The sequence below is a fragment of the Pseudomonas sp. genome (assembly GCF_049645325.1).
In the GTDB taxonomy this organism is placed as follows: Bacteria; Pseudomonadota; Gammaproteobacteria; order Pseudomonadales; family Pseudomonadaceae; genus Aquipseudomonas.
Map to the genome: position 1 here is coordinate 1 of NZ_JBARTQ010000669.1, position 9548 is coordinate 9548.

3 protein-coding genes are annotated in these 9548 nt (G+C 62.6%); all 3 read right to left on the reverse strand.

Going from position 1 to position 9548, the window contains the following annotated elements:
• Positions 1-97: 97 nt before the first annotated feature.
• From recD to recC, 3 genes are read right to left on the reverse strand one after another with little or no spacing between them, the layout of a single operon-like run.
• Positions 98-2167, reverse strand: a complete 2070-nt coding sequence (recD, locus tag WBB95_RS28675; protein WP_424490651.1) for an exodeoxyribonuclease V subunit alpha — start codon at positions 2165-2167, stop codon at positions 98-100.
• Positions 2164-5838, reverse strand: coding sequence for an exodeoxyribonuclease V subunit beta (recB, locus tag WBB95_RS28680; RefSeq protein WP_424490652.1), 3675 nt, complete (start codon positions 5836-5838; stop codon positions 2164-2166). The genes recD and recB overlap by 4 nt, the downstream gene beginning before the upstream one ends.
• A complete protein-coding gene (recC, locus tag WBB95_RS28685) occupies positions 5835-9284 on the reverse strand; it encodes an exodeoxyribonuclease V subunit gamma (RefSeq protein ID WP_424490653.1) in 3450 nt (1149 codons plus the stop codon). The genes recB and recC overlap by 4 nt, the downstream gene beginning before the upstream one ends.
• Positions 9285-9548 lie beyond the last annotated feature (264 nt).

A 9548-nucleotide genomic window follows, 5' to 3' on the forward strand; every position in this document is an offset into this window, starting at 1 on the left:
GCACAGCGGCGAAAAACCCCGCGAAGCCGAGGCTTCGCGGAATCCGCTATTTTTTCAGAAAAATCAGACGACTGAATCAGAAATATCTCATGACCAATCAGTCAATTTCACCCGGCGCGGCGTCCAGTTCCAGCATCAGCCCACTCAAGCGCTTGACCTTGCGTCGCACAGCCTCTTCAAACACGCCACCACGCGGTTCGACCAAACTGAACCAGCGTTTGGCGCGGGTGATGCCGGTGTAGATCAGCTCTTTGGTAAGCACCGGGTTGAGTGCATCCGGCAGGATCAGCGCGGTGTGAGTGAATTCCGAGCCCTGGGATTTATGCACGGTCATGGCGTACACGGTTTCCACATCGTTCAGACGGCTGGGCAACACAAATCGCACACCGCCTTGGCCATCATTGCGTGGGAAGGCTACGCGCAGCACCTGAGGGCCGCCGTCGCTTTCGGGCAGTTTGAGCGCGATGCCGATGTCGCCGTTCATCAGGCCCAGGCCGTAATCGTTGCGGGTCATCAGTACCGGGCGGCCTTCGTACCATTGGTCGTCGCCGTCGATCAGCCGCACTTTGCGCAACGCGGCGGTGATGCGCAGGTTCAGCCCTTCCACACCCCACGGGCCCTTGCGCACGGCGCAGAGCAGTTGGAAAGCGTCGAAGGCTTGCAGCAGTTGTTGCGCCCAGTGGGTCCAGGCCGGATCTTCGCGCGGGGTGTCGAGGGCCGGGCGCACACTTTGCAGCAGGTTGAGGTAATAACGATAACCCTGGGCGCCGTCGCCCTGCCCGTCCAGCACCAGACGTTCGAGGGCGTGGTCGTGTTCGCCTTTGAGGCTGATGCAGGCCAGGTCGTCGTGGCTGCGTGCGGCCAGGAGTTTGCGCGCCTCTTCGGCATTTTGCTGATTGACCCAGCGCGCCAATTGGCCAATACCGCTGCCCTCGCCGAACCGTCGCGAGTAGCGCAGCATCACCACTTGCTGCGCCAGCGGATGGCTGCCGTCGAGGTCTTCCTGCAGCCCGCTGGCGCCGAGGTCTTCGCCGCTGACGGCTTGCAGCCATTGGCGCGTTTGCGGGCTGTACCAGCCGGCTTCGGCGTCGCGGCACAAATCGCCAAGCACGGCGCCCGCCTCCACCGAGGCCAGTTGGTCCTTGTCACCCAGCAGCACTAAACGCGCGTGGGGCGGCAAGGCATCCAGCAGGTTGGCCATCATTTCCAGGTCGATCATCGAGGCTTCATCCACCACCAGCACATCCAGGGGCAAGGGGTTGCCGAGGTGATGCCGAAAGTGTCGGGTGCCCGGGCGACTGCCCAGCAGACGGTGAACCGTGGTGACTTGGGTGGGGATTTTTTCCCGCACGCTGTCAGGCACAGTCAGCGACTGGACTTGCTGGCTGATCGATTCGGTGAGGCGCGCGGCGGCTTTGCCGGTTGGCGCGGCCAGGCGGATGCGCAACGGGCTGCCCGCCTCCACCGCCGGGGCCTGCAGCAACGCGAGCAAACGCACCACGGTGGTGGTTTTACCGGTGCCGGGGCCGCCGGTGACGATGCTGAAAGCCCCGCGTGTGGCCAGCGCGCAGGCGAGTTTTTGCCAGTCGATCACGCCATCGGGCGGCGCTTGATCGAACAGGCTGTTGAGGCGTTGCGGCAAATCGGCGGCGAGGTTTTCGCGAGTCGCCAGGCGCCGGCGCAACGCGCTGTCGATGCGCCGTTCGTAGGTCCAGTAGCGGCGCAGGTACAGGCGTTTGCCCGACAGCACCAACGGCCGGCTTTGGGCTGAGTCACTGCCATCGACGGCCAGCGCAACCAAGTGGCTGGAGGCCAGTGCATGGCACCAGTGCGCGCCGTCGAGGCCGTCGAGCAATTGCGACGGCAGCAGCATGGCGCCGGTTTGCAGGTCGCCCTCAGGCGGCAACGACAGGGCAAAATCCGGCGCTTTGAGGGTTTCGAACAGGTCCAGGCACACGTGGCCATGGCCGAGTTGATGGCTGGTCAACGCGGCTGCGAGCAGCACCAAGGGATCAGCGTGCGGGTCGAGTTCATGCAGGAAGCCGACAAAGGCTTTGTCCAAGGCGCGCAGCCAGCCACGGTCGACCCAACGTTCCAGCAGTTGCACCAGGTCGGCGGCGCGGCTGAGCGGCGCCAGTTCCTCCAGTGGTAACGGCGACAGGCTCATAGCAACACTCCTTGTTCCCAGGCGGGCTCAACCTTGGGCGGGATGGGTTTGCCTTGGAACAGCAAATCCAGGCCCTCGATCAATTCCCGAGGCGGCCGGGTGAAGTACGCGCCCCGGCTGGCGGACTGAGTGCCGCGCAGGAAAATGTACAGCGCGCCGCCGACATGTCGGTCGTAGTCGTAGTCCGGCAGGCGCGCCTTGAGTTGGCGGTGCAAGGCAAGTAGGTAAAGCACGTATTGCAGGTCGTACCGATGCTCAAGGATCGACTGTTCCATGGCATCCAAGGTGTAGGCCGAATCGTCGGGGCCCAGCCAGTTGGATTTGTAGTCCGCCACGTAGTAGCGGCCGTCGTGTTCGAACGTCAGGTCGATAAAACCCTTGAACATGCCGTTGAGCAACACCGGCTCCGCGGCGACTCGCGAGACGCCGTGGTGGGTGGATTGGCACACCCGCTTGTCGAGGGCGAGCACGTCGACTTTGTGGCTGGCGAACCAGAACTCCATTTCTATCTGGTAGTGCTGCAGGTCGTTGAGGGTGACGTGGCCGTTATCCACAGGCAGTGGCGTTTGCAACAAGTGCCCGAGCCAGCCACTGAGGGTCACGATCCAGCCTTCCCAGTTCCGGCGGTTACAGCGGGCGCCCACGGCTTTTTCGATGGCTTCGGGGGTGACGTTGAAGCCGTCTTCGCCGGCCCACTCCAGCAGGCCGTGGAGGAAGGTCCCGGGATTAGGCCCGCGTGGGAAACGGTGAATGTCGCCGCCAGAGGCCGCCACTTCACGCGGTGCGTCGGGGTCGAGGCGCTCGTCATCGAACAGCTTCTGGGCTTGTGGGCTTTCCGGCGCCTCGAGGTTTGCCGCGCTCATGCTGTCGCCAATTCTTAACGCGCTGTAGGAGGCGATCCACCAGTTTTCGGCGGCCTTGCGTTTGGGCAGTAACGGCGCGAGCAAGGTGGCTTCGTTGCGGGGTGGGTGAAACACGATGTCTTGCGCGTCGGGCACCGGGGCGTAATCGATTGCCGGGCAGTCTGCCTGCAAATCCAGCAGCCAGCGCGCCAGGCCAGCGGATTCACCCAGGGATGCGCCGGCGCCGAGCACATAGCCCAAGGCAGACAGGTGCAATACGGAGCTGCTGCTGTTGCCGCGCTTGAGGTCGGCAATGCCGAGCCAGCACGCATGCTTGGCGCGGGTCAGGGCGACGTAGAACAAGCGCAGGTCTTCGGCCAGGCGCTCATCGTCGGCCTGGGCAATCAGCTCCGCGGTCGGGCGCAGGCTGACTTGGGATTTGCCGTTTTCATCATGGTAGTGAAGGGGCAACCGGCTGCCGTCCACCGGTTTGGCCGAGCAGATGAACGGCAGAAAAACCAGGTCGTACTCCAGGCCTTTGGACTTGTGGATGGTCACGACCTTGACCAGTTGCTCGTCACTTTCCAGGCGCAGGATCTGTTCTTCACCGGCCTGCCCCGACAATGCGAGGTGTTCGGCGAGGTGGCGAATCAACGCCTGCTCGCCGTCCAGTTCAGACGCGGCTTGTTGCAATAATTCGCTGAGGTGCAGCAGGTTGGTCAGCACGCGCTCGCCATCACTGCGGGCGATCAAGGTTTGCGGCAATTTGAAGTCGTGGAGCAGGCGGCGCAGCATCGGCAGCACGCCCTGGGTACGCCAGATCGCACGGTAACCGCGAAACTGCATCACGCGGGTTTCCCACGCCAGTTCGTCCTGGTTCAGACGCTCCAGTTCAGGCAGTGACAGGTTCAAGGTGACGCAGGCCAGCGCAGCCCGCAGCGGGCGCTCCACGTCCGGCTCGGCACAGGCTTTGAGCCAGGCCAGGAGGTCATGGGCTTCCTGAGCGGCGAAGACCGAATCCTTGTCGGACAGATAAACGCTGCGCACGCCGCGGGCAGCCAACTCGGCGCGCACGGCTTGGGCCTCCTTGCCGTCGCGCACGAGGATGGCGATATCTGACGGCAGTACGCCTCTGAAACTGTCGTCCGCTTGTAGGAAACCTGCTGTGCCTTGCTGCCCGCCATTGAGCAATTCAACAATCTGCGTGGCGCAGGCGGCGGCCAATTGCTGGCGATACACCGCGTTGGAAATCGGTTGATCTGTGGGCAAGTGCCAGAGATTCATCGCTGGAAGGGTTTGGCCGTCGACCTGCAGCTGTTCCTTGCGCCCTTGCGACAACACCGCGTGAAACGGCACCGGATTGTCGCCATTCGGCTCGCGGAACAGAAACGCGCCACGGCCTTTTTCTGCACGCAGGAACACATGGTTCACCGCCTCGACCATCGCGTGGCTGGAGCGGAAGTTCGTGCCCAACGTGTGATGGCGGCCGGTGGTGGACTGACGCGCGCGCAGGTAGGTGTAGATGTCGGCGCCACGGAAGGCGTAGATCGCCTGCTTAGGGTCGCCGATCAGGAACAGGCCACTGTCGAGGTGGTTTTCTTCGATGCGGTAAATGCTGTCGAAGATGCTGTATTGCACCGGGTCGGTGTCCTGGAATTCGTCGATCAGCGCGACCGGAAACTGCTCGCGAATCACGCTGGCCAGGCGCTCGCCGCCTTCCGCTTGCAGGGCGGCGTTGAGGCGGATGAGCATGTCGTCGAAGCCCATTTCAGCGCGACGGCGTTTTTCTTCTTCGAAGCGTTTGCCCACCCAACCGGCAGCGTGCTGCAACACGGCGGCGTCGGGCGTTGGCAAGGCGTCGAGACTGGCCTTGAGACCGGCCATGGCGTCGATGCCAGGGTGGCGCGGCGGCTCGCCCTTCCAGGCTTCGGCCATGCCGTCGGGGGTCAGGCGGGTGAAGCCGGTGCCGATGTCGAGTTGTTCCAGGGTTTCGTCAGCGGCCCAGGCGCTGATCTTTTCGAACCAGGGTTCGAAGTAGCGCGCCTGCATCTTGCGGCCATCGACGGCTTTGGCAGCCACGGCTTGCAGGCAGATGTCGCGCAACTCGGCGGCCCATTGCTGCCAGGGTGCCTTAATGGTTGTCAGCGCTTCACGGCGCTCGTGCAGGCAAGCCGTGATCAGCTCCGCTGGCTCGCGAGATTCGTCGGTCGGCCGTTCGCTGCCAAACAGTGCGCGCACGCGCGGCATCAAGGCAGCCGGGCCGCTCCAGTTGTTGCGCACCCAGTTGAGCGCGTCGTCACGCATTGGGTAGCAGAACAGCCGCCAATAGTCGCGCAGCACTTCGCCAAGCAGGTCGCTGTGGTCGGTTTCCAGGGTCTGGGTGAACAGGCTGCCGCTGTCGAAGGCGTGTTCGCGCAGCATGCGCTGGCACCAACTGTGGATGGTTGAAACGGCGGCTTCGTCCATCCACTGCGCGGCGATGTCCAGGCGATTGGCACAGGCAGCCCATTGCTCGGCGGGATATTGGTCGCGCAGGTCGGCGATCAGTGCGTCGGGCGGCAAAATTTCGTCACGAAAAAAGCGCGCGGCTTCGGCCAGTCGGATGCGGATGCGTTCGCGCAGCTCCTTGGTGGCAGCGTCGGTGAAGGTCACTACAAGAATTTGCGGTGGCAGCAGTTCGCGACCGAAGCCGGATTCTTCCCCCCCATTGCCAAGCACCAGGCGCAGGTACAGGGCGGAAATGGTGAAGGTTTTGCCGGTGCCGGCGCTGGCTTCAATCAGCTGGCTGCCTTTGAGCGGGAAGGCCAAGGCCAAGGGTGTGCCGGTCATACGCTGGCCTCCTCGCCGGTGAGTGATCGCCACGGGGCGTTGATCAGCGGGCGATACAGGGTTTCGGCCCAACCTTCGAACTCTTCGCTGGCGATGAGCGCGGCGTAGTCGGGGAATTGTCGAGTGAGCGCCGGGGTTTCGCGGCGCTCGCCGTCGGTGGTCAAACCGTCGCCTTCGTAGGCTTTACTGGCGGCAGCCTGGGCCTTGGCGGGGTCGGTTTGGCTGAGCCACGCGAAGGCAGTTTTGACCGCCACGGGCAGCGGTTTTCGCATGCCGGTGTGCCAGGCCAATAGCAGGTTGCCGAGTATTTCCTGGGCGGCGGATGTGTCCAGCGGAGCCAGCAGCAGCGTGTCATCACTCGCAACCAGACCGGTGCTCAGTGGCAGGCCACAGGCACAAGCCACTACGTGATTGACCCAGGGGCGAATCAACCGATGCCACTTGCGCGTCTTGATCGAACCGATGCTGTTGGGGATCGTGGTCACGCTCAACAATCCGCCATCACCGCGCCGATGCAGGCCGCTGACCCAGCCTTCCAACTGAATGCCCTGATGCTCAAAACTGACCGGTTCAGCGCCGGTGTGTGGGGTGGGCCACAGGGCCATTAATTGTCCGTAGCGTTGCAGCAAATCAGGCAAGGGCTCGATCAGTTCGTTGCGCAAGCACTCGCCGAAACCGACCATCGGCAGCAGGCCACTGCCTTGCAGGCGCAAGGCCTGGGCGTTAAGGGCTTGTTCTACGTGGTCGGGCTGAGTCAGCGCGGCGCTGAGCAGGCTGTCGCTGAGGCTGTAGCGTTGCAGGGCGTCGAGCACGAAAGGCTCTTCATCAGCCAGCGGCACTTCGGCGGCTTCGAAGAACACTTTCAGACGCTGGCTGAAAAAGTGCTTCACCGGGTTGCGCAGGAAATCCTGCAACTGGCCGAGACTCAGCGGTTCCTCTTGTTGGTGCGGCGCCAATTCGTGTTCTTTTTCGAGGGCATTCGGCGCTTCGTGCAGCAATTGCCATTCGCGGGCGTAGCTGAACAGCGGGTCGCCGTCGTGAAAATAGCGGGCGCTGAAGGGTTGCAGCGGGTGTTCCTGGGTCATTGCTTCCAGCAGTTTGTCCGTGTGTTCGTTGTGCCAGCCGCTGGCGATATGGTCGCGCAATTGGCCGATCAGCACCGAGGCCGGGCGCTCGCTGTTGTCGCGAATACTGCGGCCAACCCAGCTGATATAGAGCTGGTCGCGGGCAGACAACAGGGCTTCGAGCAGTAGGTAGCGGTCGTCTTCACGGCGTGAGCGATCGCCAGGGCGGTAGTCGCTGCCCATCAAGTCGAAATCCAGCGGCGGTTGCGCGCGCGGGTAGTCGCCGTCGTTCATGCCGAGCAGGCAAACCAGCTTGAACGGGATCGCACGCATGGGCATCAGGGTGCAAAAATTGACAGCTCCAGCGAGGAAGCGTTGCGACAGGCGACCTTGGTCCAGACCGGCTAGCCAGGCTTCACGGACTACGGTGAGCGGTAACTCGTCCTGCAGGCCGACGGACTCGCAGGTTTCCAGCCAGTCTTCTCGCAGCTGCTCGAGCTGGCCGAGTAAATAGTCGTCGTGTTCGCTGCTGGGCAGGAAGAACAGCTGCATCAAGCGTTGCAGGCGCTCGCCCCACTCGTTCGGCGAAGCCGGTTGGGACAAGGCTTGATGCGCGTCATTCAAGGCATCGAGCAACGCGACCAAGGGGCCGATCAGCGCAGCATCGAGGCCACCGATTTCGTCGTAGGGTTCGATACCGTCGCAGGCGAGACCGGTGCCCACGGCATAGCCCAACAGCATGCGGCGCAGGCCGAATCGCCAGCTGTTTTGTTCGAGTTCTTTTGGCAGACCGAGGCCGGCGCGTTGTTCGGCGTTGAGGCCCCAACGGATGCCGGCGCCTTCGATCCAGCGGTGCAAGGTGGGCAGGTCACGCTCCTTGATGGCGAAACGTTCGCGCAGGGCGGGGACGTCAAGCAGGTCGAGGATTTCGCTGACGGGGAAGCGGCTGTCCGGGAGTTTGAGCAGGTGTTCGACGGCAATCAGCAGCGGGTCGCGGCCACGCTGGCCTTGGTCAGTGAGGGTGAACGGGATAAAGCGTGGGTCGCTTCTTTCCAGTTGCCCGAACACGGCGCGAATGTGCGGCGCGTAGCTGTCGACGTCAGGGACCATGACGATGATGTCGCGCGGGCGCAATGTCGGGTCGGCACTGAAGCGCTGGAGCAGTTGGTCGTGGAGAATTTCCACTTCGCGTTGGGCGCTGTGGGCAACGTGGAAGCGGATGGAAGTGTCGCTATTCAGGTCGACACCTGGCCACAACTCGCGCGTTTCATTGAGCGGGCGCAGTTCGAGAATGTCGTCCTGCAACTGGTTGAGCAGTGTGGTGGGTTCACTCTCGCTGAACAGGTCGATGCGGCCATCGCGGAAGGCGGCGCGGTAGCTGTTGGGATCGTCGTAGCTGTCCAGCAGGCTGATGTAATCGCGACCTTGTTTACCCCAAGCGGCCAGCAGCGGATGAGCATGCTGGTGCAAGGTTTGCGGGTCGATGGTCACCGGCATGCCGGCCTTGCGCGCTTGGCGTTTGTACTCGTTACGCAGCAAGTCTTTGTCGGCAACGATGTCGGACCAATGGTGGCGGCAAGGGTTGTGGACACACAGCAAGACCTGGCTGAAGCGCGCCAGGCCAGCGAGTGCTTCCAGCGCTTGCGCAGGCAACGAGGAAATACCGAAAACGATCACTCGGGAGGGCAAGCCTTGAGGCGCTTTCTCAAGGGTATTGATGCGTTCGATGAAGCGTTGGTGAACGCCAGCGCGGCTTTCGGCCATGCCCTCTTCACCCACATCCAACAGTAACGCGCGCCACAATTCAGCTTGCCAGCAGTTGGCGGGGTTGAGCGGCTTGGATTCGCCTCGACCATTGCGCAGTTGGTGACGGCCGGCGGCCCAGTCTTCCAGCCAGTCGGCGCGGTAGACCTGGTATTGGTCGAACAGGTCGGCCAGACGTTCGGCAAGTTGGTAGCGTTTGCGCAGGTCGGTGTCGTGGGTGAGGAAACGCTGCAGCGGCTCGAAGTGGGGTTGATTGATGAGCTCCGGGAGCAGGCGCATGAGGCGCCAAGTCAGCGGGGCTTTATCGAGCAGGGACTTGGGCGGAATTTCGTCGCGCCCCAGGACCATGCGATAGAGCTGCCACATAAAGCTGCCGGGAAGTTGCACATCGATTGCCGCTGCGATGCCGCAGCCGCCCATATCGTCTTCTTCAGGGTCTTCGGCCAAGGCGAGTTTGAGCCATTGGGCGATGCCGTTGCTTTGTACCAGGGCGATTTCGTTTTCCAGCGGAGCTAGCGGGTAACGACGCATCCAGCTGACTACCAAGCTGCGCAGTTCGTCCAGGCGGTTGCCGTGAACCACCATGAATCCAGCGCTGAGGGACGTCGCATCCGGCATAACGGCTTCCTTGGGAAAAGCAAAATCGAGGGAGCGACTTTAGCACTGTGGGCAGTTATTGGGGTTCGTATCGAAAGGCGTTCAGGCGGTTATGCCGTTTCAGACAGTGTACGTCGGCGTTGACTTACTTGGTGGCTAAGCCTGTTCCTGCACTTTCCGACCGCCCAAAACAAAACCCCTGTTCGCGTTAGCAAACAGGGGTTCTGGAATTTAATCTTGACGATGACCTACTCTCACATGGGGAAACCCCACACTACCATCGGC

Bases quoted from the DNA above. Each gene is read 5' to 3' on its own strand.
- recD (WP_424490651.1), bottom strand. From the start codon at position 2,167: ATGAGCCTGTCGCCGTTACCACTGGAGGAACTGGCGCCGCTCAGCCGC.
- recB (WP_424490652.1), bottom strand. From the start codon at position 5,838: ATGACCGGCACACCCTTGGCCTTGGCCTTCCCGCTCAAAGGCAGCCAG.
- recC (WP_424490653.1), bottom strand. From the start codon at position 9,284: ATGCCGGATGCGACGTCCCTCAGCGCTGGATTCATGGTGGTTCACGGC.